The sequence below is a fragment of the Streptantibioticus rubrisoli genome (assembly GCF_024436055.1).
Lineage (GTDB): Bacteria > Actinomycetota > Actinomycetes > Streptomycetales > Streptomycetaceae > Streptantibioticus_A > Streptantibioticus_A rubrisoli.
Genome location: NZ_JANFNH010000014.1, coordinates 40,097 through 64,397 on the forward strand (window position 1 = coordinate 40,097; position 24,301 = coordinate 64,397).

The window sequence follows — 24,301 nt, forward strand, 5'->3', positions numbered from 1 at the left end:
TCCCGTTCATCGGCACGACCCCGGACCTGGCCAACTACCCTTGTCTGGACCGAGAAGGCCGTGGTCGGCGACTGCGCACACCCGGGCAGCGGCGGCTACCCAGAGGCTGGCCGACGTCATCCTCACCAGCCAGTGGCGCGAATGGATCACCACCCGTACCCATGACGGCATGGGCCGAGCGGCAGAACCGTGCCCCGCGCCAGGAGGCACCAAATGAGCGCCGCCGTGCACACCATGGCGGTGCGCCGGGCCCCCGCGGACCGCGCGGAAGCCCCAAGAGTCGAACGCCCGGCGGGTGGCCTTCTCCACCGCGGCCGCTTTGCCGACGGTTCAAGGCCGCGGGGTGCTCCCGGTCGGGATCGTCGCGGTGATCCGGAATCCGCCGTCCGGCCGCGCCCCGGCCTCGAAGGTGCCGCCAGCCACACGGACCCGTTCGCCCAGTCCCACCAGCCCGTGCCCCCCGCTGGGCAGTTGGGAGGAGACCGGCTGGGCGGGAGCCTCGTTCTCCACGATCACCCGCACCGCGTCGGGCAGTCGGCGCACCTCCACCCGTACCGGCGCGTTCCCCGCGTGCTTGTGGGCGTTGGTCAGGCCCTCCTGCACCAGCCGGTAGAGCGCGCCCTGCACGGTTGACTCCACGGTCGACGGGTCGCCCACGGTGTCGAGGGCGATCCGCATACCGGCCGCGCGTGACTCCTCGACGAGCGTCGCCACGTCGTCGAGCGTCGGCTGCGGGGCCAGCGACGCGGCATCCTCGCCGTCTGCCATCCGCAGCACCCCCAGCACCTGGCGCAGCTCGTTGAGGGCCTGCCGTCCCATCTGGCCGATCAACTGCCCCGTCTGCACGGCCACTTCGTTGTCTCCGGCCGCCCCGGCCTCCAGCGCTCCGGCATGGACCACCATCAGGCTCACCCGGTGTGAGACCACGTCATGCATCTCCCGGGCGATCCGGGTCCGCTCCTGCATGCGGGCCTGCGCGGCCAGCAGGTGCTGCTCGCGCTCCAGCCGCTCCGCCTTCTCCCGCAGGCTGATCAGCAGACTCCGTTTGGCACCCCGGTACATGCCGAACACCACCGGGACCACCACCGACAGCCCCACCAGGAACATGGCCACCGGGATGAGGCGCTGCGCCGCGAAGCCGGTGAGATACGCGGTCCACCCCACCAGCACGACCACCGCCGCACCGCACGCCAGCAGCAGATGGCGCCGGGAGCGCCCGTACTTGGCCAGCGAGTACAGGCAGACCGGCAGCGTGCTCAGCGGCGGAAGGACCAGCGGAACCGTGGCGATGGCGATGGCCGTGAGCACGGTGGGGTGGCGGCGCCGCCAGACGAGGGCGATGCTCTGGAGGGCTACCAGGACGAGGACTGCCGGAACCGGCAGTAGAAGTTCCCGGCTCGATCCGCTGGCGCCGGTGAGCAGCAGGCCGCCCGGGTTCGCCATCGGGTAGACGAGCACGAGCAGCAGGTCGAAGAACATCGCCCGCCGGTGCTCCCACCACCACGGCTGCTTCGGCACCACCCTAGGGACCACCCCTGCCAACACCGGGACCACGACCGCGATCAGCGCCACCGCCACCAGCACCATCACCATCGCTGGGCCCGAAATCCCGTGGCCCGGCGCGAGCCGGTCCAGATGGAGGGCGGCGACTTCCACCACAGCGGCCAGCCCCGCCGTCGCAACCGCACACAGCGTCCGCGTTCGCCGGGCGTGGCGCCCCAACGAGTAGTACGCCACCACCACCGTCAGCACGGACCCGGTACCCAGCAGCAGCCCGCCGGTGACCAACCCGACGACCCACACCGGGAACCGCCGTCTCCCGATCAGCGACGCGGCGGCCAGCACCGCGAGCCAGCCATAGACCCACGACGGCAGCGGCCCGTAGACCTCGCCCGGTGCGAAGGCACTTCGGACGTCGAAGTCGAACGCCGCGCAGGCCAGCGCCACCAGCACGTCGACCGCCACCGGTCCCCATGGCCGCCACCACCGGGGGAGCCCTGGGAGACGGAGCAGTGGTCCGAAGGGCTGCGCCGACGTGTCCGCGGCCCGGTCAGGGGATATCGCGGGGGAGTCGGCGACGGTGGCAGCGTTGTCAGCGGGCATGTCGAGACCAAACCGGTGGGGGGACGAAGGTGCGGATGGCGGGCGCTTCCTCCGCTCCTCAGCGACGTACGGCACGTCTGTTTCGGGCCGAGCCGTCTGACAGAGGAACGGTTTCTTCCGAGACGCCCGGCGCCCATGCCGCGGTTCCCACGCAGCCTCGCGCCGCTCCGGTATGGCTGCCATGCGCCGGAGCGCACCTGTAGTGCTTCAAAGTGCCTTCATGGGACGTTGAGTTGGGAGTCCGCCGGGTGGTCAGCCTGTCCGGCGGTACTGGTTGATCAGGCCGTCGACTGCTTGTCGGCCCGCGTGCCGGGCTGGCGGCGGGGGGATGATGTTCCGCGGCCATGCGCAGCACCAGCTCCGCACGCTCGGCCGGGTCGGCGGAGGGCCAGGACCTCGGCGCTTGTACGTCCAGCGGCGCTTGACCAGGTCGGCATGCCAGCGCAGCAGCGTGCCCGGGGCAACGAACATACGCTCACGCAGCGCTTTGGGTAGCCGTCGAACCAGTCCCGCGGTCAGCGCCCGGTCCGCCCATGAGAGGTGTGGCTGGGCGACCTGGCGGCGCAGAAGGGCGAGTTGGTGCCGCAGTACGAGAATCTCCGCGTTCTTCGACGCCTGCGATCGCGCCATCAACGCAATCCACCCCAGGACCTTCAGGAAGGTCAGGTACAGCAATCGCGGAGCCATGCCTCAGGATCCCGCCTCGCCTTGCCCCGACCGCAAGGCCCAGGCCAGCAACGGTGGACGAGTTTTGGGCCCCCACACGTGCCGCGCGCCGACCGGATGGATTGCTCCAGCGCGGCCAGCAGGTCCTCGGCGGCCTGTGACTGCGGCGGGGCCTCGATCTCACTACCGCTGATCTTGGCTTCGGCTAACTGCTCCCGGGCGTGGCCGTACTCGTTGCGCAACTTTCCGCGTCTTCACGCCTGCCAGTTCGCTCAACTGCCGTCGAACGAGCCTCGGGGAAGCGCGGGTCGCGGACGTTGATACCCGCTCAGGGCGCGCGTGCCGCCGCTGCCGCGGAAACCGCGGGTCGGTGAGCCCGAGTTCGCGGAAGGCACTGGATCACTGTGCCGCGGACGGGGATCTACGGAGCGGCGGGCGGGCGTGAGCCGGGCCACCTCATCGGGGGAGACACCGAGCAGTCGGCAGGCGTCGCCCTGGCTTACGCACAGGTCCTCAACAAGTGCCCGCACAGCGTCGGCAACGGTCCGCTCTTCCTCGGCAGCGGCTGCGGCACGGCGCCTGCGTGCCTCCGCAATGCCTTGCAGCAGCCAGGCCATTTCGGGAACCAGCAGGTCCAGGTCGATCAGGCCCGAGGGTATGCCCACCGCGTCGGTAATGGCATTGCGTGCCACGTCCTCGGCCTCATCGAGAGTGCGACACTGGCTGTGGATGGCCAGTGCCGGAATGTCGAGGGCCCACCATCGGCCGATTCTGTGGAGCCGGACTTCGTAGCGAGTGTTCATAGAGCTCGACCTCCTCGGCGGTGTCTCAGCGGGGGAATTCGGGGGTTCCGGGGCGGCATCGCGCGCTGTGCCGGGACGGGGGTGCCGAGGGCAGGCGGTCACAGGCATGCGCGGCTGGTGACTTGACGGCCTACACGGACGCCGCGCAGTTGGCATCGGCGGCCGGGCTCGTTCCCGTCCCGCGCGACTCCGGCCGCAGAACTGGCAATCTGCACCCTCCGAAGCGCTACAGCCGCCGTTTGCGCAGGGTGTTCTACTTGTCCACGCAGACCAGCGTCATCCGCGAGGGACCGAATCGCGACTTCTGCCTCAAGAAGCGCGGCGAGGGCTGCAAACATCTCCAAGCCCTCCTCGCCCTGGCGCGTCGACGGGCGAACGTGCTGTGGGCACTCCTGCGTGACAACCGGTTGTTCACCTCCGCCCCGCCGGTCACGCAGGCGGCTTGACTCCATCATTGAGACTCCTCTTTCCGTGGTCGATGACTGCCGAATGTGTCAACTTGAGGCCCACATCGATGCCCTCGGCCGCCGGGTGTGGCGTCGCACCGAGCTGGTGAGGCCCGCTGGCCCACTCCGTCAGCGCGAGCCGCCAGCGGCGGGTGTCGGCTTGCGGCGCACCGTAGGTGTACTGACTGCGGCGCCGGGGACGCGGGCGGCCTCTTCGAGTGCGAACGCGGGATCGAGCGGCCAGCCACCCTGACGGCCTTGGCCGAAGGCAACGCTGAGCGTATGTGGCGCTCCAGCGAAAGTGGGGCTGCCGTGCTGGCAGGGGCATCACCCGCGCACCGTCCACCCGGCACGATGGTCAGACGGCCGTTCGGCGCTGGGTTACAGCGCGTCAATGCCGCTCACTTCCCAACCACCGGACGTGCGCGTCATCGTCATCCGGACCCGGTTGAGGTCCAGACGCGGTCCGGAGATCTCGGTGCTGGTCGTGACCTGGTTCATGAACAGCAGGACGACGGCGCCGTCCGGCGAGGCCGAAACCACCGAGACCGCCGGAGCGCCGCCCGGGGGCTGGGCGACCGTGGCCTTGACGACCCCGTGGTACTTGATGGCCGTGGGCCCGACCACCGTCCGCGTGGTCTTGCGGTACTGGTCCAGGAAGGATCCGGTGAGGCGGCTGTCGGCTGCCGCGAAGTCACTGGCCAGGTGCCGGTAGTCGTACGAGAGGATCACCGGCGCGACCGCGCGGGCGGCGGCCAGTGCGCCGACGCGGGCCTGAGCGGTGCGCTCGGCATCGCGGTACTGCAGGCCGAGCGTCGTGGCCGTGGCCAGCCCAGCCGCGACCAGGACCGCCAGCACAGCGCTCAGCAGCCGGAGTCGGCGAGGCGAGACGGTTGTCTTTTCCGTCTCCGTCCCGGCGCACGTCTCCGCAGTCCCACGAGCCTGCCGCCGACGCCCGACCAGGCGCAGCGGTGCGGAGGGGACACGCTCACCGTCGTGCGTCTCCTCCGCCGCGGGCTCTGCCTGCCGCCCGGCCGCCGCATCCGGCGCCGGACCGGACTCGGTTGCGACCTGATCCGGTTGGCGTGCCATTTGCGATCGCTTGGCTGCGGCGCGGGCTGCGGCGGCCACGGAACGCTGCCGGGACGGGCCGCCGACGCGTCCTCGAAGGGTCTTGTTCGCCACGATCTCTCTCCTTGACCTGCCGTGCGGCTATCAGCAGCCGATTGACGATTCAGCCGACGAACTCGACGTTGGACGTCAGCCACCGCCCGCCCTGGAACACCAGGTCGACCTGGAGCCGGTAGTTGCGGGCCTGTCCCTGCGGCGCGGAGACGTTGGTCACCTTGCTGTCGACCGCGACCAGGACACTTGCGGACTTCGCGTCGGCCCTGGCGATTCCCGCGTCGAGCACCTGGCCTTCGGAGACCGACTTGTTGGTGGTGACCAGTTGCGTCAGATTCGAGGTCTGGGACGCGAACTGCTGCCTGAAGTCGCCGGTGGCGAGGTTCAGGACGTTCTTGGAGTCCTGGTCGTAGTGCCGGTAGTCGAGCGAGGTGAAGTTGAGAGCCAGCTGCCGGGCCGCCGCCAGGATGTCCTGGTCCCGGCGCTCGGCTTGGTGCTGTTGGTAGAGCCGCACGCCGAAGTACCCCGACGCGGCCACCGTCAGCAGCGCCGCGACGCTGAGGATGGCCAGCAGCCTTCCGCCCCGCCCGTCGGGGGGTACCGCTCTGGTACGCAGTCCGCGTACTGCGGCTTGGGCAAGGGGCCGCAGCCGTCCGGTCATGCCATCGGTCCCACGAGCAGCCATTGCCACGATTCCTTTCCGAACAAGGTCTGTTCTCCGCCCGTCGAGCCGATCTCGATGTGCTGGCCGTCCGGGCCGCTGGCGGAGCCGGTGTGGGGGTCGTAGGGGGCCAGGTACGAGGACTGGTTCGCCTGGCCTGTGTCGGTGGAGTCCCCGGGGCCTGGTGCGTTTTGTGCTCCGCGGACCGAGCTGCTGCTGCCGCGTGGCAGCGTGCAGCGGGCGGAGGTGTTGCCTGGTCGCTGCGAGGTGTCCGACGGATCGCGCCACTGGGTGTTGTAGCCCTGGCGGCAGGGGGGCGGGTCGCCGGCGTTGAGGACCATCCCGAAGTGGGTGGTGCCGTCTCCTGGAAGCACGGTGAAGCTCCCGGCGACCACCACGGGGAAGGTGACGAGAGTCTGCTCCAGGCCGGGAAGCCTGGCTACCATGATCTGGCCGCCGGTGACCAGGTTCCCGAGCAGGACCGGCAGGGCCGCGCGGTTGTCGCGCAGCAGGGAGTCGAGTTCACCTGACGCCGAGGTGCCGCCGTCCAGCAGTCCCCGGACGTCCTTGTCACTGTTCTTGAGCTGATCGGTCAAGGAGGCCAGGTCGTGGGAGAACGAGCGGATCGCCGAGCCTTCGTCCGCCTGGGTCTTCAGGACGGTGCGGGAGTTGTCGATGAGCGAGATGGTCTGGGGCAGTGACTCGTTGGCGGTGTCGACCAGTGCGTTGCCGGAGTCGAGGAGTCGGGCCAGGTCCGGGCCGGTACCGGCGAAGGCCTTGCCCAGTTCTGCGACCGTGGTCCGCAGGTCCTGCTTGTCGACGGAGCCGACCAGTCGGTCGAGGCTGAGCATCAGCTCGGTGGTGGACAAGGGGATGCGGGTGTCCCGGCGGGCGATTGTGCTTCCGTTGTGCAGGTACGGGCCGCCGTCTGTGCGGGGTTGCAGGTCGACGTATTGCTCGCCGACCGCCGAGCGGTCGGCCACCACGGCGAGTGTGTCGGAGGGTATGGACGGACCCCCTTGGATGTGCAGGTCTGCCGAAACTCCGGAGGAGGAGGTCAGACGCAACGCGCCCACCCGGCCCACCGGCACGCCCCGGTAGGTGACCTCGGCACCGGTGAAGATGCCTCCGGACTCGGGGAAGTCGGCGCGCACGGTGTATCCGCTGGAGAGGACACGGTCGGCCAGCCCGGCGTACCGGGCGCCGACATAGGACACTCCGAGGGCGGTGATGGTGGCGAAGGCGATGAGTTGGGCCTTGACCCCTTTTGTGATCACGGTTGCATCCCTCTCGTCATGAGATCGGCGAGGGCCAGGTCCACGTCGCTTTCGTCGCCGGATCCGCCGCTGGTGTAGGCGGCATTGGTGCCGGTGCACACCGGCGGACACAGCACACCGCCGCCCCCCGACGGCTTCGGGGAGGGTGTGTTCCCGCAGCCGGTGCCCTGCACGCAGGGGAGGGAGGGCGTCGGAATCGGCACATGCGGTGGTGACGGCAGGCCGGGCAGGGGCGGAGGCTTGGGCAGGCCGGGCGTCGGCAGGCCGGGCGTCGGTGCGCTGGGTCCTGGCTTGGGGCTGCCGCCGGCCTTGCCGTAGATGCTGTTCAGATCGAGGTCGGCGGTGATGTGCAGGTTGGTGTAGTCGCCCTTGATGGCGCCGACGACATTGCGCGGGAAGGGGTATGTGGTCAGCAGTTCCAGCGCGTTGGGCAGGTCGTCGCCCGCCTTGTTCAACTCGGTCAGGATCGGCTGGAGTTGCTGCAGGTCGGCGACGGTGTCGTCGCGGGAGGCGCTGATCACACGACTGCCCACGGTGCCGAGGTTGGACAGGGCGGTCAGCATGGTGGTCAGTCTGCTGCGCTGGTCGGCCAGGATCTTCAGGGCCGGCGGCATGCTGTCGACAGCTTGGCCGATGGTGGGGTTCTGCTGGCTGAGCGTTTTGGCGAGCCTGTCGATCCCGTCCATCGCGCGCACGATCTCGGACCGCTGCTGGTCGAGCCCGCTGATGAAGGTGGAAAGTTGGGACAGCAGGCTTTTGACCCGCCCCTCGCGGCCCTGCAGAGCACTGTTCAACTCGACGGTGATGGTGTGCAGTTGGGCCACTCCACCGCCGTTGAGCATCGCGGACAGGGCCGACAGCACCTCTTCCACGTCTGGGTTGCGGCCGCTGCGGGACAACGGTATCTGCGCGCCGTCCGAGAGCCGTCCGACCGGCGGAACATCCGTCGGTGCGGACAGCGAGACGTACTTCTCGCCGAGCATGCTGGTCTGCTGCAACTCGGCGATCGCGTTCGCCGGAAGCTTGACCGAGTCGGCGATGCGCAGGCGCACGCGGGCCTGCCAGCCGTCCAGCTCGACCTTCTCGACCGCGCCCACGGTGACGTCGTTGACCTTGACCGCGGCCTGCGGAACCAGGTCCATGACGTCCTCGAACTGCACGGTGACGTGGTAGGCGTGGCCATCCGAGGCGGCGCCGCCCGGCAGCGGGAGGTCGGCCAGTCCGTGGAACTGGCACCCGGTGAGCAGCAGAGAGCCCGTCGCCAGCCACAGCGTCGCGACACTCCGGGCGAGACGCACGCGCGGCGCGGATCGGGTTGCGGCGCTCATGCCCGGCCTCCCAGGATCCCGCCGAGCGTCCGGTCCGTCGAGGTGGTGGGGGACGACGGGAGCGGAACTCCGGTGAGCGGGTCGGCCTTCGGCAGCGGGGGCAGGGAGCCGATCAGCTGCCGCAGCTGGCTGCAGTCCGTCGTCTGGCCGGTGGTCTTCAGGACGGAGCACAACAGGCTGGCGGGGTCTTGTGCCTGCTCGGCGTCGTTGCGGGTATCGAGCGTGCCGGACGCCGGGTTGTAGGCGTTCTGCAGGTTCGACAGCGCGGTGGGCGTCACATCGAGCAACTCCTGCAGGGCGGCGCGCTCCTTGACCAGTACACCGGTGACCTGGCTGAGTCCCTGGATGTTGGAGGTGAGCGAGGTGTGGTTGTCGTGGACGAATCCAGCCACGTCGGTCAGCCCGGCCGACAGCTGTTTCAGGGCCTCCGCGAGATCGGTGCGGTCGCCCGCCAGCAGGCTCGCGACCTTGGCGAGGTTCTCGTTGAACGAGCGCACCTGGGCGTCGTCCGAGGCCAGCGCGGCGGTGAACACCTGCAGGTTGCGCACGGTCCCGAACAGGTCGCCGCGGCCGTTGGACAAGGTGGTGACGGCCTGGGAGAAGTCCTGCACCGTCTGGTGCAGTTGCTCGCCCTGGCCGTCGAGGTTGTTCGCGCTGACCGACAGCAGCCGCGACAGGGCGCCGTCGGAGTTGGCGCCGTGCGGGCCGAGTGCCTCCGACAAGGTGTGCAGACTGTCGTAGATCCGGTCCAGCTCGACCGGGACGGCCGTGCGGCTCTCGGGTATGGCGGCGCCGTCCTTCATGGCGGGGCCGCCGCGGTACACCGGCAGCAACTGCACGTAACGGTCGCTGACCACCGAGGAGTTGACGATGGCGGCCTTGGCGTCCGCGGGGACCTTCTGGTGGGCGTCGTACTCCAGCACGACCCGGACGGTGCCGCCCTGCGGAGTGATCGTCTTGACCGTGCCGATGCGGACGCCGAGGACGCGCACGTCGGATCCGGGGTAGATGCCGACGGTGCGAGGGAAGTAGGCGGTCACGCTGACGGTCTGGGTGTTCGGCCAGAACACGGTGGCCAAAGATGCCACCAGCAGCAGCGCCAGGACGAGCGCCATGATGCGGGTGCGCCGGTCCAGTGGGGGCATCCGGCGCAGGCGGATGCCGTGGCTGTTCAGCGGGAGCATCCCGCGCAGGCGGGTCATCGTGCCCCTCCTGGGGATATCTGGGCGGACGGTCGGCCGCCGGGGGCGACGGGTGCGGCGACCAGGTTCTGGATGTAGCTGTCGAACCAGCGGCCGTTGCCGGTGGTGTTGGCGAAGAGGCGGGCGAAGGGCGCGAGCAGCGCGATGCTTTGATCGAGGCTGCTCTGGTTGCGTTTGAGCATGCCGACCACCGCGTTCAGCCGACTCAGCGCCGGGCCAATCTGCGCGCGGTTGTCGGCGACCAGGCCGGAGAGCTGGACGCCGAGTGCGGCGGCGTTCCGCAGCAGCTCCTGGATGACCTGGCTGCGGCTGTTGAGGGCCGCGAACAGTGTGTTGCCGTCATCGACCAGGTTGGTGAACTGCTTGGACCGGGTGGCCAGGACGCCGGTCACGCCGTTGGCGTGGTTGAGCAGGTCCCGCAGGGCGGCGTCGCGGCTGGCCACCGTCCGGGAGAGCTCGGACAGTCCCTTGATGGAGGCCTTGACCTCGGGTGGGGAGTCCTGGAAGGCCGCGGAGACGGTGTCCATCGCGGTGGCCAGCTGCCGGGTGTCCACGCGCTCGGTGGTCGTGGTGAGATCGCTGAACGCCTGCACCACGTCGTATGCGGAGACCGTGCGGTTCAGCGGGATCTCGCTGCCGGGTGCGAGCTGGCCGGGGCCCGCGGGCTCCAGGGAGAGGTACTTGGCCCCCAGGATGGTCTTGACGCGGATGGCGGCGCCGGTCGAGGTGCCGAACCGGGGGGTGCCGCTGATCCGGAACCGCACCTGGACGTGGTCGCCCTGCAGGCCGACGTCGTCGACCTGACCCACCTTCACTCCCGCGATGCGTACGTCGTCTCCGGGCTTGATGCCGCCCGCCTCCGAGAAGGCCGCGCTGTAGGTGTCGCCGCCGCCGATCAGCGGAAGCTCCTGGACGTTGAACGCCGCGACGATCAGCAGGGCGATCACGGTGAGGCCGATGGCCCCGATCACTACCGGATTGCGCTCACGAAAGGGAATCACCGGCCGCACCTCATCTGGGCGACATGCAGTTGGGGGGTGAACACCTGCGCCGTCTTGGGCAGCACGACGCGGCCGTCGAAGTCGCAGAGGTAGAAGTTGAACCACGAGCCGTACGACGCCGTGCCGATCAGCGCGTTGAGCTTGTGCGGCAGCCGTTGCAGAACGCCTTCCACGGTCGTGTCGTTCCTCTGCAGTGTGCCGGCGACGCCGGACAGACCGGCGATGTCCGAGCGCAGCGCGGGGCGGCCATCGGCGAGCAGGCCCGAGGTGGCGCCCGCGAGGTCGCTGATGCCGGCGAGCGAGTCACCGATCGCGGTGCGGTCGGCGGACAGGCCGGAGACGAGCCGTTGCAGTTGCTGCAGCAGATCAGCGAAGCGGACATTGCGCTGGGCAAGGTTCCCCAGCACCGAGTTGAGGTTGTCGATCACAGAGCCGATCAGCTGGTCGCGGTTGGCGAGCGTGGAGGTGAGCGAGGCGGTGTGGGCGAGCAGGCTGTTGACCGTGCCGCCCTCGCCCTGGAGGGTGGTGATGATCTCGTACGCCAACTGGTTCACGTCATGGGGACTCAACGCCGCGAACAGCGGTTTGAACCCGTTGAGCAGGGCGTTCAGATCGAGTGCGGGCTGGGTGCGGGACAGCGGGATGGTGCTGCCCGGCCTCAGTCGCGAGCCGTTGCCCGCTCCCTCCGTCAGGGCGACGTAGCGTTGTCCGACCAGATTGCGGTAGCGGATGACGGCTCCGGTGCTGGACAGCAGCGGCCGGTCACGGGAGACGTTGAAGGTGACCTCGGCGAGCGTCCGGTCCTTGATCCGGATGTCCTCGACCTGGCCGACCCTGACTCCGGCCACCCGTACGTCGTCACCGACCTCCAGGCTGGTGACATCGCTGAACACGGCGCGGTAGGTGTTCGTGGGGGTGAAGTCGATGTTGACGATGGTGACCGCGAGCAGCGTGGTGGCCAGGATCGTCACCACGGCGAAGATGACGAACTTGACCAGGGGGGCCGCGGTTTCCCTTGCCTTCACGTGTTGCTCACCGCCGTTCCTCGGGCCATCGGGCCGAAGAGCAGGGTCGCGACCGCGGGGACGTTGTCGGCCGGCACCCCCATGATCGGGGCGACCAGGGAACTGATCACATGCTGCTCGGCCGCCGTGCCGGATACTGTGCCCGCCCCGGGTACCTGTGGCGAGGCGCTTCCGTCGTGTGACGATGTGCCGTCCTGGAGCTTGACCGGCGGTGCGGGCACCGGCGGATGCGGCAGGCCCCTGCAGTTGGGACCGGAGCGGTCGGCATAGAGCGGCTCCTCACCTGGGTGGTAAGCCGGTCGGGGCATGGTGAACTCCAAGGTGATGTGCATCTCGCCGCCGCTGAACGCCTGCTCGGCCAGCGGCTCGGACTCCGTCAGCCCGTGCAACAGGCAGGGGTACTCCGGCGAGTAGCGCGCGAGCAGCGCCAGACTGGGGCGCGATACCCGGGCCAGCGTGATGAGCCGGTCGGAGTTGTCGTCGAGCACGCCGCGCGCGGTGCCGGCGAAGGCGGTGTTGCCGGTGAGGAACGACCGCAAGGCGTCCTGCTTGTCCACCACGGTCTGGCTCATGGTGATGGTGTTGTGCAAGATCCGCAGCAGATCGGGCGCGGCGTCCGAGTAGACCTGCGCGGTGTCGGCGAGGCGGGAGATGTCCGTCATGAGTGCGGGAAGGTGCGGGTTGAGCCGGCGCAGGTAGAGCTCGACCCGGGTGAGGTTGTCGCCGATCTTGTTGCCGCGCCCCTCCAGTGCCTCGGCGAACGCGGACAAGGTGGCGTTCAGCTCGCCCGGTTGGACCGTTCGCAGCAGCGGGTACAGGTCGTTCATCAGATTCTGCAGTTCGATCCCGGTCTGTGTGCGGTCCTGCGCGATCACGTCGCCGGCCTGGATGTGCCGCGGTGATGGGTTCTGGGGGGTGACGAGGTCGACGTACTCCTCGCCGAACAGCGTCTTGGGCAGCAGTCGCGCGTTGACATCCGCCGGGATCAGCGCGACGTCCTCGGGATTGAGCGCGATGTCCAAGGTCGCCTTCTCGCCGTCGGCGTGCACCTGGCGTACCTGACCGACGATCAGGCCGCGCATCATGACGTCGGCCTGCGGCTCCAGTTGGCTGCCGGTGGTGTCCGCCTGCACGGTGATCGGCACGACCGGCGTGAAGACCTGCTGGTAGATGGCGACGGCCAGCGACAGCAGCGTCGCGATGACCACCAGGAAGACGACGCCGTACAGCCGTAGTGCGGCGGTCCGCGACCAGGGGTGCCTCAGGCGCCAGTAGGTAGGGATTGTCGGCATCGGCTATCCCGTGATCCGTACGGTGGTGTTGGCTCCCCAGATCGCCAGGCTGAGGAAGAAGTCAAGGATGTTGATGGCGACGATGGACGTGCGCACCGCCCGCCCGACCGCGATCCCCACCCCTGCCGGGCCGCCCTTGGCGTGGTAGCCGTAGTAGCAGTGAACCAGGATGATCACGATGGCGAAGATGATCACCTTGCCGAACGACCACAGGACGTCGACCGGTGGGAGGTACTGCTGGAAGTAGTGGTCGTAGGTGCCGGTCGACTGCCCGTAGTAGACGGTGGTGATCGTGCGGGAGGCGAGGTAGGAGGACAGCAGGCCGATCACGTACAGCGGGATGACCGCCACGAATCCGGCGATCATCCGGGCGGTGACCAGGAACGGCAGTGAGGGGATGCCCATCACCTCCAGGGCGTCGACCTCCTCGCTGATGCGCATCGAGCCGAGCTGAGCGGTGAACCCTGCGCCGACCGTGGCGGACAGGGCGAGGCCGGAGACCAGCGGTGCGATCTCGCGGGTGTTGAAGTACGCGGACAGGAACGCCACGAAGTTGGTGGTGCCCAACTGGTTGAGCGCGGCGTATCCCTGCAGGCCCACCTCCGTGCCGGTGAAGAACGAGAGGAAGGCGATGACGCCGACGGTGCCTCCGACGACGGCCAGTGCGCCACGGCCGAAGCTGACCTCGGCCAGCAGGCGCAGGACTTCCTTCTTGTACCGGCGCAGTGTGCGGCCGGTCCAGGCCATTGAGCGGCCGTAGAACGACATCTGGGCGCCGAGCTCCTCCAGGGAGCGCAGCGGGCGGGCGAGCACTCGGTCCGGCAACGCCATCGTCATCCCTTCTGCGGAACGATCTGGAAGTAGACGGCGGTCATCACGAAGTTGGTCACGAACAGCAACATGAAGGTGATGACCACCGACTGGTTGACGGCGTCGCCCACACCCTTCGGACCGCCTTTCGCGTTGAGTCCCTTGTAGGAGGCGACGATCGCGGCGATGGCGCCGAAGACCAGTGCCTTCAACTCGCCGGCGTACAGGTCGGGCAACTGGGCGAGGGTGGTGAAGGAGGCGAGATACGCACCCGGTGTGCCGTTCTGCAAGATCACGTTGAAGAAGTAGCCGCCGGCGACTCCGACCACCGAGACCAGCCCGTTGAGCAGGACCGCCACGACCATCGAGGCCAGTACTCGGGGCACGATCAGCCGGTGCACCGGGTCGATGCCGAGCACCTCCATGGCGTCGATCTCCTCGCGGATCCTGCGTGCGCCGAGGTCGGCGCAGATGGCGGAGCCGCCAGCCCCGGCGATCAGCAGCGCGGTGACGATCGGCGATGCCTCCCGCAGGACCGCGAGCACGGACGCGGCGCCGGAGAACGATTGCGCGCCGAGTTGCCGCGTCAGGCTGCCGATCTGCAACGCGATGACGGCGCCGAACGGGATGGAGACCAGCGCGGTCGGCAGGATGGTGACGCTGGCGACGAACCAGGCCTGCTGGATGAACTCCCGTGCCTGGAAGGGCCGCCGCGGCAGGGTACGCAGCACATCGAGGGCCAGGGCGAACAGATTGCCCGAATGCCTCAGCGCCGCGGTGGGGGACAGGTTCACGCGTCCGCCACCTCCTGCGGATGCAGGCGCGCCTCGCGTTCGGCGATCGCCCGCCATCGGGGCGGTCGGGGGATGCCGGGGCTGGGCAGCAGGCGTGGCGTCACACCCGGGCCGGACGCACCCTTTCCGCCCATCGGGCCGCGGTGGTTGCCTGCGTCGAGTTCGGCGAGCTCCTGCTCGATCTGGGCCGCGTCCTTCTCCTCCGCCATCCCGATCGGCCCTTGCATACGGCCGTTGAGGAACTGCCGGACAACCGGCTCGTCGCTGGCGAGCAGCTTCTCGCGCGGACCGAACGTCACCAGTTCCCGCCGGAAGAGCAGTCCTATGTTGTCCGGTACCTGGCGGGCCGAGGCGATGTCATGGGTGACGATCAGGAAGGTGGCGTCGATCTGCGCGTTGAGGTCCACGATGAGCTGGTTGAGATAGGCCACGCGCACCGGGTCGAGGCCCGAGTCGGGCTCGTCGAACAAGATGATCTCGGGATCGAGCACCAGGGCCCGAGCCAGCCCGGCCCGTTTGCGCATCCCGCCGGATATCTCGCCGGGCAGCTTCCCTTCGGCACCGAGCAGGCCGACCATGTCCATCTTCTCCAGGACGATGCGCCTGATCTCGCTCTCCGGCTTGCGGGTGTGCTCACGCAGCGGGAAGGCGATGTTGTCGTAGAGGTTCATCGAGCCGAACAGCGCGCCGTCCTGGAACAGCACACCGAACAGCTTGCGCACCTCGTACAGGTCGTGCTCGCGCAGCCGGGTGATGTCGCGTCCCGCGATCAACACCGATCCCTGCTCCGGCTTGAGCAGACCGACAAGCGTTTTGAGGAAAACGGACTTGCCCGTGCCCGAGGGGCCGAGCATGACCGAGATCTCCCCGGCGGGCAGCGTCAGTGACACGTCCTGCCAGATGACCTGTTGACCGAAGGACTTGGTCAGGCCCTCCACACAGATCTCCACACCCATCCGGGACACCTTTCTGCCGCGTTCAACTGCTCCCAGCCGTGGACGAATCGATTCAGCGCCGTGTGCTCCAGCGCGGAGCCAGGCGTGCGGAGGGGAGTGGAGGTGGAGTCCGCACGCCCAGTGGTCCCGAGCACCGGGCGTCAGCCGCGGCCGGGCGGTGGACGGAGAACCGCGGCCGCGGGCAGGGCTCCTGGGCGGCGCGTCCCATGCCTGTTGGCGTCATCAGGTGTTCCTCCCTCTCGTGCCGCATCGCCGTGCCCCGCCCGTGGAGCACGGTTGGCATCTGCTCTACGCGGACGGGCTGCGCGTCCGTCGCTGAGAGGTGAGGTTTTTTTCGCGCAGGTTTCCTACAAGGCCGACCGGGCGCACCCGGCCGGGCCGGCACCGGTCCGCACAAGGCCCGGTGCCGGCCGCAGGGGTGCGGGTCAGCGCAGTGGCCGCGGCGCCCTGCTGGACAGTGCGGTGGCACGGGGGAGGGAGGTCGAACGCACCGGCGGGATGGCCGGCAGCGAGGGGACGGAGGGAGGGGAAGCCGCCGACGGCACGGCGGCCGCGGAGGGAACGGCGGGTAGGGCGGGGGCGGGCGCGACCGCGGCGGATGGTATCGGCAGGGAACGGAGCGCTGGCAGCAACGGGGCAGTGCGCCGTGCTGACGTGACCGCTGCACGCGCGGGGCCGGGGCGGCCGGACACCCGCACGGCTGTGCCACTGGGCGAGCCTGCAGAGCCGCCGCGGGCGCGGACCGCCAAACGGGCAGCGCTTGAGGAGCGCGCGGGAGGACGCGGCGCGTGGGCTTCGAACGCGTGGGGAACGGCGATGCCGACCACGGCCAACGTCGCCGCGGTCGACACTACGGCCACCATCGGACCGCCGCTACCGCCCGCCCGCGGCCGCAAGGGTCTGCACAGCCACACGCCGAGGCCCAGGGTCCCCGCGAGCGAATTACGCAGTGTCCGCCTTGCTCTGGCCAGCAGCGACTCCACCGCCTGATAGCTCAGCCCCATCGTTGATGCGACCTGCGCGACGTCCAGATCCTCCGATTTAAGCCGCAGTGCCTCCGCCTGCCGGGCGGGCAACTCCCTGCTCTGGTGGGCCAACCATGCCGCCTCGGCCCGGTCGCACACCGAGTCCTCGACCGGGACCGGCCCCGGGGCGGCCAGCGCGGAACGGCTGCGCACCTGGGCCTCGCGGTTGACCTGGCGGTACCGGTCGACGCACAGGCGCATGGTCACCGTCGTCAGCCAGGCTCCGAGCCGTTCGTCCTCCACGTGCGGGTGCTCCGCGGCGCGCAGCATGGCCTCGTGGACTGCGTCCTCGGCATCCTCGGGACTCATGGACCGCCGGCGCGCCACCTTCAGCAGAGCGTCGCGATGACTCCACAGGCGCCGCCAGAGCTCGTCCGAGCCGCCGTCCGGTCCGCCGGAACGTACGGCACGCGCATCCGTCACCATGAGCGCCCCTCCATCGCCGGTAGGGATCGATCGCGGCACGCATCGGGGAGTGCCGCCGGGTCGGGCAGAGCACCCCGTACGGTTCCCCGCGGATCGCACAAAGTCCATGGTGAGACAGCGTGCCGCCGCGAGGGGCCGCCGAGGCGTGCGCCGACATTACCGCCTGGTAGGCCGGTTGGGGAGGGGCATGGCATCCGAGAGAGAAACGGGTGCCCTCCCCCTGTGGCACCTGCCGGACGACCGCTCCGCAGCCCGCCATCCGCCGTGACTGCTGTTCCGCTCCGGCAACGTCAAACACCGTCGACAACCACCCCCGCACGCACGCTTCCTGGCCCTGAGCCGGACCGTGCTCTGCTCCGCTTCTCACCAGCAGCACGGGGATCTCGCTGGGAAAAGCTCTCCGCAAGTGTCCGGCTTGTGTGAAACACGTGTGCGGTCGCTCATCGGTAGCAGCCGCAGCGCGGCGAACGCGTTGGTGACGGTCAGGTAGGCGAGACGCAGCAACACGAGTGCTCATACTGCCGCAGCACCGAACAGGTGCCTGAGCTGTATGGATGAGATTCTCGGCAGGCGCAGACCTGGAACCGTCAAGACCACTCTGCGGCAGGACATCGACCTCCAACGGCTGCGGATGAACCTGAAACTCGGCTGCCGCGCGATCCACCTGGACCCGACAGTACGCACCGTTACGCTGGCCGACGGCGACCGGCTGGACTACGACGGCCTGATCATCGCCACCGGACTACGCCCCCGTCACCTGCCCCTCGGCCGCGACCTGGCCTGCGTGCACGTGCTGCGCACCCTCGACGACGCGCTGACGCTGCGCGTCCAGTTGCTGGCCGGGCCGCGCGTCGTGGTGATCGGCGCCGGATTCCTCGGCAGTGAGATCGCCGCCACCACACGCGGCCTCGGCCTGGATGTGACCTCGTCGACGTCGAACCCACCCCACTGGCCAGGCAACTCGGCACGCAGGTGGGCGAGTTGGTGGCAGACGTGCACCAGGAGAAGGCAGTCCGCCTGTGCACGGGCCGCAGCGTCACCGACCTGCTCGGTTGGGAGGGCCGGGTCACCGCGGTGCTACTTGACGACGACACCCTGCTCCACGCGGATGTGGTCGTGGTCGCCATCGGCTCGGTACCGGCCGTCGACTGGCTGGCCGACTCCGGGCTCCGCTCGGTGACGGGGTGCTCTGCGACAGCACCTGCCAGGTCGCACCGGGATCTACGCGGCAGGCGACGTCGCCAACTGGCCGCATCCCCTCACCGGCAACGGACCCGGCCGGAACAGCGCACCAACGCCACCCAACAAGCCATCACCGCCGCCAGAAACCTCCTGGCCGGACCCGCCGGTGCGACGCCCTACACGCCGGTCCCGTTCGGCTGGACCGACCAGTACGACGCCAGGATCCAGTTCCACGGCTGGGCCCCCGCCCACGCCCGCATCGAATACGTCGACGGCGACCCACGGGCAGGCAAGTCGTCGCGCTCTACCGCGCCAGCGACGGCCGCGTCGTCGGCCCCCTCGGCTGGAACAGCGCACGTACCCTGCGGGAATACCGCGGCCACATCACCGCGCACGCTGCCGCCTGACCGTTCGCCTTCTCCTACGGAGCGGTGGGAGACGGATGACCACCACGTCATGAAGCCGGGCGGCCGAATCCGTCGCCCGGCTTCATGATGTCAACTGTGGAGACACACGCCGAACTCGCCGGATACCACGGCAGGCGGCTACGGCGCCCTGCACTGCGATCGTGACAAAACCCAGCCCCAAGCCGCCTAACCCGCCCACCGGTTGGCCCGGCCGTACAGCCGGAACGTTGAGAAAGCTACTGCCCGCGGGCTGCTCGTTTGGCTTCCCTTTTCGCCCGTTGCCGCGCTTCTACCTCGGGGTGCCGGTCTAGCCATATCGCCCATCCCGTGATGAGCGCGCTGAGAAGTAGCAGGAGGCCGCCGACCGTAAGGGAGGTGCTCCATGGGTGGTGGCCGCCGAAGCGCCATTGGAACACGGCGGCTAATGCGAGGAAGAGCCCGGACAGGGCACTTCGTATCGATCTACCAGATATGTATTGCACCGTAGCCGCGTTGGCGGCTTGAACCGATCAAGGAGATGGAACCATGGTCAACGGACCTTCTACGGAGCAAACCACCGCCGTCGGAGTCGTGCCGTCCGGCGCGGCCAACTCGGCCCGCCGACCAACTCACCGCCCTGCGGGCCTGGTTGATCGTCCGCACTGAACAGGTGCGGCACGCTGGCGGGCACCACGCTGACGCGGAGGTGCAGCAGGCGCTGTCCGGTTGTGCGCCCGGCTACGAGTCAACGCAACTGATCGTCGATCGGCTGATCGCCAAAGTCGGCGGCCAAGGCTCTTGGGCGGCTGGCGCCTGGCGACAGAGGCGGCCCTCGGCGCCCTCGATGGCACTCACACCCCGGAGGTCCTGATCGACGCCGTCTGGCTGGCCGAGCACACCTCGACCTTCGGACACGTCATCGTCGGCGAGGTCCAGGAGTTGTCGCCGATGACCTGCCGCCTGCTGGTGCGGCGTTGCCCGACCAATCCATGACCATCGCGGGCGACACGGCACAGACCGGAGAGCTGGCGGGCACCACGACGTGGGCACAGACGCTTGGCCCCTATGTCGGTGGCCACTGGAAGCTTGAGCGGCTCAGCCAGAACTACCGAGTGCCCGCGGAGACTTCTTCGCCGCGGGTAGACCGGTGCAGCAACGCCAGCGGTGCGAAGGGCCGCGTTGTCATCGGGCAGGTCCCATCCGTAAGAACGGGGCGACGGTTCCATGCCATCCCGGGGACGACGCCCAGGTCGGCAGCTGTGAAGCAGTTTGAAGCGCTACGGGGCATCATGAGCGCATGCACATGCTGACCGCACTGGCGGAATTCGGCGTATCTGGTGCAATTGCCGGTATCCGCCCGCTAGACGCGTTCCCGAACGTGACGGACCGCCTCGGGCGGCCCGAGAAATCGGGCCGTATCTCGGACGATCGGCCCTGGCCGCAGTGGTTCGCCTACGGCGATGTGGTGGCCGAGACCTGCGCCTGCCACGTCATCAACAAGGTCTCCATCCGTACTTGGTACGACACCGTGAGAATCCCAGCAGGCCGCCCCGGGGACTTCCACACGCTCGCCCCCGCCACCACCTTTCAGGAACTGCGCTTGGCGTTCTCCGGTGCGGGTGTGAAGTGGCACCTCGTGGCGCAGGAGCACAGACTGCCGCAGTTCACCGTCGAAACCGAACCGACCGGCCTCCCGGACGTGGTGGTTCATTTCACCTTCGCCACCGGCGAAGCACCGGTCACTGATGACGCCGAGTTGCACAGTGTCTTCGCGATCGAGTCCGTCCACATGTGCCCGTGAACATCCCTGGCCCCGTACCAATGGCCAGCCCTACGGCAGCCCGGCATCGCGCCAGCAACGCAATCCACCCCAAGACCTTCAGGAAGGTCAGGCACAGCAGTCGTAGAGTCATGCGTGGCCGAGTTTCGGGCATTCACAGCTCGAGTAGGAACCGCGCAGAGCGTGCAGTTTGGTGTCCCATGATGTGACAGTCGTGGGTGCAGGTCGAATCACAGTGGGGGCGGAATCGGTAGCAGCGGCCTGCTCATCGGGGCTGCGCGGTAGCGAGACCAACGACGAATCTCCGGCTCAGGAGACCAGGCCGTGAGAGTAGCGCTTCAAGAGGGTGGCGAACCTAGATCCCGGCGCCCTGGCCGCCACCTCGGCCGCGTCGGGTGCTGTGTCCACGTCGCGCAGGATTGGCAGGTCGCGTACCCGAAGGCCCGCCCTGGTGAGGCGGTGGCGCTGGGCGGCGCCGGTGTACGCGGTGGACATCGGGATGTCTCGCAGCAGCGCTGGGTTGGGTACAGCCAGGCCGAGCGCCCAGAATCCGCCGTCCTCCGCAGGGCCGAACCACGCGTCGCACTCCCGCCACGCGCCGGGGGCCAGTACGGGGGCGAGGAGCTTCGGGGTGAGCTGTGGGGTGTCCATGCCGACCAGCAGGGCGGGGCCGTCGGCTACGGCGGCGAAGGCGGCGGCCAGCCGCTCGTCCAGGCCGCCGGATGCCTGCGGGACCACCTCGATACCGGGCGGCAGCCAGCGTCCGGGCGCGCCGTCCAGGAAGAGCACTCGGCGGCGGGCCGGGCAGCGCTGCACGGTCTCGAGGGTGTCGGCGAGCGCTGCCTCCGCCAGAGCGGCCGCCTGTACAGGGGTGAACGGCGGGGTGAGCCTGGTCTTGACGTGCCCAGGCCGCGGCTCCTTGGCGATCACCAACAGCGCGGTCAGTCCGTCCGCGCTGTCGGGCGTCATCCCGGCCGCGCTCACCGGAGTGCTCCCGCCGGGCTCCGTGGCGGCTCGCTGAGCACCGCGCGCATGTCGCGCACCGCGTACCAGGTCCCACGCCAGGTACCCGTGACCTTGGAACGGCCGGCGCGCGGGTAGTACGGCACGTCGACCTCGCGCACCCGCCATCCGGCGTCGGCGGCGCGGACGACCATCTGCAGAGGGTAGCCCGACCTGCGGTCGGTCAGGTCCAGGTCAAGCAGGGCCTCCCGGCGGGCTACCCGCATTGGGCCGAGGTCGTGCAGGCGCAAGCCGGTGCGGCGGCGGATCAGCCGGGCCAGCTCGCGGTTGGCGAGCCGGGCGTGCATCGGCCAGGCGCCGTGCGTCGTCGGCCTGCGCCGCCCGAGCACCAGGTCCGCCTCACCGTCAAAGACGGGCTGGGCGAGGGACGGCAGCAGCCCCGGGTCGAGGGAGGCATCGCAGTCGCAGAAACAGGCCAGGGGCGCGGTGGCGGCGCGCAGCCCGGCCGCGCAGGCGGCGCCGAAGCCGCGCACCGGTTGGCCGACGACGTGCGCGCCCAGCGACGCTGCGAGCTCGGCGGAGCTGTCGGTCGAGCCGTTGTCGACGACAATGGCTCGCCAGCCGGGCGGGATCCGCTCTAGCACCCAGGGAAGGGCGGCCGCTTCGTTCAGGCACGGGAGCACGACGTCCGCGAGGGGCCGATGCCTATCGGTCACGTCTTTCAGCGTACGAAGAGAAATGGGATGGCGCGCCCGGATCTCACCCGATGCGCGCCGCCGCGCCGTCTTCGATGCCCGCTGGCGCGGTTCGGATGCCGGGCGCTTCCGTCCGACGAGGCCCCCCAACGTCTCCGGCGGCTGCGGGCTCGAGGCCGTCTCCCGCACGGGCCTTACCGAGGCGCCGATGCCTGGCCGCGCAGGGCCGCCCAGCCGCCGGTGGCCCGGGCCCAGGCGGCGGTCAGGTGCTCTTGGGCGACTTTCGTCGCCGCGTAGACATTGCGTGGGTCGGGCGGAGCGTCCTGCGGCACCAGGCTGGGGTTGAGCGGATCGCCGCAGCGCGGGCAGGCGGGCTCGAACCGTCCGGTGTCCAGGTCGGCCACCAGGCGCGGGCCAGGCCGGACGGTCCCGTGGCGGGCGCAGTCGTAGGGGCCCTCGCCGTAGTAGACCATCGATCCGGCCAGGACGAGTTCGCTCACCCGCAGCCGGTCCATGACCGCGAGCAGGACGGCGGTGCCCAGGTCGTTGCACCCCCACGTAGGCGGGCGCGTAGTCGAAGTCCCGGCCCAGGCCGACCATCGCCGCCTGGTGGCACGCTGTCGGGGGGTGCTGGGCCGGGGCGTGGTCCCGCGTGCCCGGTTGCGGGAGACAGCGAGCGTGATGCTCGCCGCCGTCGGTGTTGTGGCGCTCGCCTATCTCCCGTACCTGCTGGCGGCCGGTTCCGCGAGCCGTGCGGAGCACCGGTTCGACCGTTCGGCTGGCGGCGGACACACGCATGCACGCCAGACACGGAAAGCCGACCGACCCATGCCAGTTTGTAGCTGACGACTTGACAGACACTGACGGCATGGTGGGGTTCGATCCCCCTGGGAGTTGGCCCGAGGACGGAGGCGGCAGCCGATGGACGGTGGTGGACGGGCGTCGGCCCCGGGCTCCGGCCGGCCGCAGCGCCCGAGATCGGACGAGGGGCATGCGCAGGGGCGCCTCGAACGCGTTCGCGCCGCCGCGGCGGCGCGGGTCACCAAGGGGGCCGCTCGTGCCCGGGCCCTGGTGCGGCGGGTCGAGCAGACTCCTCCGCCCCCGGGGCCGTTCCGTCCCGGCTTCTGGCGCAGTCCCCTCCGTGGGCCCTGGCTGACGTCTGTGTTCGGCCTGGTGCTGTTGATCGGCATTTCACTGATCTTCGTCACCGGGATGCTCTCCTACGCCTCCTACAACCCAGGACTCGGCCGCATCAACGACCAGACCCCGGACAAGGGCCTGTTGGGCTTCTACCTCTTCGCCTGGCCCACACGTCCTTACTGGCTGTACCGGCTGACCCAGGGCGTGCACGTGACGCTCGGCGTGGTCCTCGTGCCCGTCCTGCTGGCCAAGTTGTGGTCAGTGATCCCGAAGCTGTTCGAATGGCTGCCGGTCCGCAGCATCGCCCACGGACTGGAGCGGTTGTCCCTGCTCATGCTGGTCGGCGGAGTGATCTTCGAATTCGTCACCGGCATCATCAACATCCAGCTGTACTACGTCTTTCCCGGCTCCTTCTACACCCTGCACTTCTACGGCGCCTGGGTATTCATCGCCGCCTTCGTCGTCCACGTGGGCCTCAGACTCCGCCGGATGACCCGCGCCCTGCGCTCCCGCAGCCTGGCCGCGGAACTGCGCACCGACCTCGCCCACACACGGCCCGAACCCCCCGACCCCGACGGCCTGGTCCCGACCGCTCCCGCGCCGCCGACGATGACCCGGCGCGGCGCGCTCGCCATGGTGGGGGGCGGATCGCTGCTCCTCTTCGCAGTCACCGCGGGACAGAGCATCGGCGGCTGGCTGCGCAGCACCGCCCTTCTCGCTCCGCACAACCGTACGCCGGACAGCGGCCCGAACGGCTTCCAGATCAACAAGACGGCAGCTTCCGTCGGCGTCACCCCCGCGCACGTCGGCCCCGCCTGGCGGCTGGAGATCCACGGCCCCGGTCCGACACTCGTCTTCACCCGCGCCCAACTCCTCGCGATGCCCCAGCACACCGCCGCACTTCCGATCGCCTGCGTGGAGGGATGGTCCACCCCCAACCAGCAGTGGAGCGGCCTTCGCCTGGCCGACTTCGCCGCCCTGGCGGGCCTCCCCGCTGCCGGAAGCGTCCTGGTGCAATCCGTCCAACCACCCGGCCCCTACAGCTCGGTGGTACTGCGAGGCAACCAGATCCACGACCCACGATCGCTGCTCGCCCTGCGCGTCAACGGCGCGGACCTCTCACTCGACCACGGCTACCCAGCCCGCGTCATCGTCCCGGCCAACCCCGGCGTGAACAACACCAAGTGGGTACACCGGCTCACCTTCAGGACCTGA

General features: G+C 69.4%; 20 protein-coding genes and 3 pseudogenes. 5 read left to right on the forward strand and 18 right to left on the reverse strand.

The genetic code is table 11. The features are described 5' to 3' along the window. Positions 1-330 precede the first annotated feature (330 nt). From NON19_RS14975 to NON19_RS14985, 3 genes are all read right to left on the reverse strand, one after another. Positions 331-2,103 carry a sensor histidine kinase gene (locus tag NON19_RS14975; protein ID WP_255928237.1) on the reverse strand — a complete coding sequence of 591 codons (1,773 nt, stop codon included), beginning with the start codon at positions 2,101-2,103 and terminating at the stop codon, positions 331-333. 252 nt (positions 2,104-2,355) lie between these two features. Beyond that, positions 2,356-2,733: an integrase gene (locus NON19_RS14980; protein WP_255928239.1), complete on the reverse strand. Its 378-nt coding sequence runs from the start codon at positions 2,731-2,733 to the stop codon at positions 2,356-2,358. A gap of 308 nt (positions 2,734-3,041) precedes the next feature. Beyond that, complete coding sequence (locus NON19_RS14985) at positions 3,042-3,572, reverse strand: hypothetical protein (protein WP_255928241.1); 531 nt, start codon at positions 3,570-3,572, stop codon at positions 3,042-3,044. A gap of 116 nt (positions 3,573-3,688) precedes the next feature. Between NON19_RS14985 and NON19_RS14990 the strand changes: the two are divergent. Further along, positions 3,689-4,018, forward strand: a pseudogene (locus NON19_RS14990) (transposase); the annotation flags it as partial. A gap of 381 nt (positions 4,019-4,399) precedes the next feature. Here NON19_RS14990 and NON19_RS14995 read toward each other — a convergent pair. From NON19_RS14995 to NON19_RS15050, 12 genes are all read right to left on the reverse strand, one after another. Next, on the reverse strand, positions 4,400-5,203 hold the full coding sequence (locus NON19_RS14995; protein ID WP_255928243.1) for a hypothetical protein: 804 nt from the start codon (positions 5,201-5,203) through the stop codon (positions 4,400-4,402). 49 nt (positions 5,204-5,252) lie between these two features. After that, the gene (locus NON19_RS15000; RefSeq protein WP_255928245.1) at positions 5,253-5,828 is read right to left on the reverse strand and encodes an Rv1363c family protein; all 576 of its coding nucleotides are present in this window, start codon (positions 5,826-5,828) and stop codon (positions 5,253-5,255) included. Next, positions 5,801-7,081 (reverse strand): MCE family protein, encoded by a 1,281-nt coding sequence (locus NON19_RS15005; protein ID WP_255928247.1) that lies wholly within the window; start codon positions 7,079-7,081, stop codon positions 5,801-5,803. Before NON19_RS15005 ends, NON19_RS15000 begins: the two co-directional genes overlap by 28 nt. Then, positions 7,078-8,409, reverse strand: coding sequence for an MCE family protein (locus tag NON19_RS15010; protein WP_255928249.1), 1,332 nt, complete (start codon positions 8,407-8,409; stop codon positions 7,078-7,080). Before NON19_RS15010 ends, NON19_RS15005 begins: the two co-directional genes overlap by 4 nt. Beyond that, positions 8,406-9,524, reverse strand: a complete 1,119-nt coding sequence (locus NON19_RS15015; RefSeq protein WP_372514142.1) for an MCE family protein — start codon at positions 9,522-9,524, stop codon at positions 8,406-8,408. Before NON19_RS15015 ends, NON19_RS15010 begins: the two co-directional genes overlap by 4 nt. Before the next feature lie 83 nt (positions 9,525-9,607). Then, entirely contained in the window at positions 9,608-10,612 is a 1,005-nt protein-coding gene (locus tag NON19_RS15020; protein WP_255928251.1) for an MCE family protein, read from the reverse strand. Next, entirely contained in the window at positions 10,609-11,637 is a 1,029-nt protein-coding gene (locus NON19_RS15025) for an MCE family protein (RefSeq protein WP_255928253.1), read from the reverse strand. The genes NON19_RS15020 and NON19_RS15025 overlap by 4 nt, the downstream gene beginning before the upstream one ends. Next, positions 11,634-12,929: an MCE family protein gene (locus NON19_RS15030; protein ID WP_255928255.1), complete on the reverse strand. Its 1,296-nt coding sequence runs from the start codon at positions 12,927-12,929 to the stop codon at positions 11,634-11,636. The genes NON19_RS15025 and NON19_RS15030 overlap by 4 nt, the downstream gene beginning before the upstream one ends. Before the next feature lie 3 nt (positions 12,930-12,932). Next, on the reverse strand, positions 12,933-13,760 hold the full coding sequence (locus tag NON19_RS15035) for an MlaE family ABC transporter permease (RefSeq protein ID WP_255928257.1): 828 nt from the start codon (positions 13,758-13,760) through the stop codon (positions 12,933-12,935). 2 nt (positions 13,761-13,762) lie between these two features. Continuing rightward, complete coding sequence (locus NON19_RS15040; RefSeq protein WP_255928259.1) at positions 13,763-14,533, reverse strand: MlaE family ABC transporter permease; 771 nt, start codon at positions 14,531-14,533, stop codon at positions 13,763-13,765. Then, positions 14,530-15,489, reverse strand: a complete 960-nt coding sequence (locus NON19_RS15045) for an ABC transporter ATP-binding protein (protein ID WP_255928261.1) — start codon at positions 15,487-15,489, stop codon at positions 14,530-14,532. Before NON19_RS15045 ends, NON19_RS15040 begins: the two co-directional genes overlap by 4 nt. A gap of 425 nt (positions 15,490-15,914) precedes the next feature. Continuing rightward, entirely contained in the window at positions 15,915-16,940 is a 1,026-nt protein-coding gene (locus tag NON19_RS15050) for an RNA polymerase sigma factor (protein WP_255928263.1), read from the reverse strand. Positions 16,941-17,571: 631 nt separating this feature from the next. Here NON19_RS15050 and NON19_RS15055 point away from each other — a divergent pair. From NON19_RS15055 to NON19_RS15065, 3 genes and pseudogenes are all read left to right on the forward strand, one after another. Then, positions 17,572-18,617, forward strand: a pseudogene (locus tag NON19_RS15055) (NAD(P)/FAD-dependent oxidoreductase). A gap of 689 nt (positions 18,618-19,306) precedes the next feature. Continuing rightward, positions 19,307-19,501 carry a hypothetical protein gene (locus tag NON19_RS33420; protein WP_308213693.1) on the forward strand — a complete coding sequence of 65 codons (195 nt, stop codon included), beginning with the start codon at positions 19,307-19,309 and terminating at the stop codon, positions 19,499-19,501. A gap of 304 nt (positions 19,502-19,805) precedes the next feature. Next, positions 19,806-20,309 carry a hypothetical protein gene (locus NON19_RS15065; RefSeq protein WP_255928265.1) on the forward strand — a complete coding sequence of 168 codons (504 nt, stop codon included), beginning with the start codon at positions 19,806-19,808 and terminating at the stop codon, positions 20,307-20,309. A 288-nt stretch (positions 20,310-20,597) separates the two neighbouring features. Here NON19_RS15065 and NON19_RS15070 read toward each other — a convergent pair whose 3' ends face one another. From NON19_RS15070 to NON19_RS15080, 3 genes and pseudogenes are all read right to left on the reverse strand, one after another. Further along, positions 20,598-21,257, reverse strand: coding sequence for a TIGR04282 family arsenosugar biosynthesis glycosyltransferase (locus NON19_RS15070; RefSeq protein ID WP_255928384.1), 660 nt, complete (start codon positions 21,255-21,257; stop codon positions 20,598-20,600). 11 nt (positions 21,258-21,268) lie between these two features. After that, the gene (locus NON19_RS15075; RefSeq protein ID WP_308213694.1) at positions 21,269-21,967 is read right to left on the reverse strand and encodes a glycosyltransferase family 2 protein; all 699 of its coding nucleotides are present in this window, start codon (positions 21,965-21,967) and stop codon (positions 21,269-21,271) included. 197 nt (positions 21,968-22,164) lie between these two features. Then, positions 22,165-22,561, reverse strand: a pseudogene (locus NON19_RS15080) (NAD-dependent dehydratase); the annotation flags it as partial. 546 nt (positions 22,562-23,107) lie between these two features. On the opposite strand from NON19_RS15080, the gene NON19_RS15085 reads away from it, so the two are divergent. After that, positions 23,108-24,301 carry a molybdopterin-dependent oxidoreductase gene (locus NON19_RS15085; RefSeq protein ID WP_372514138.1) on the forward strand — a complete coding sequence of 398 codons (1,194 nt, stop codon included), beginning with the start codon at positions 23,108-23,110 and terminating at the stop codon, positions 24,299-24,301.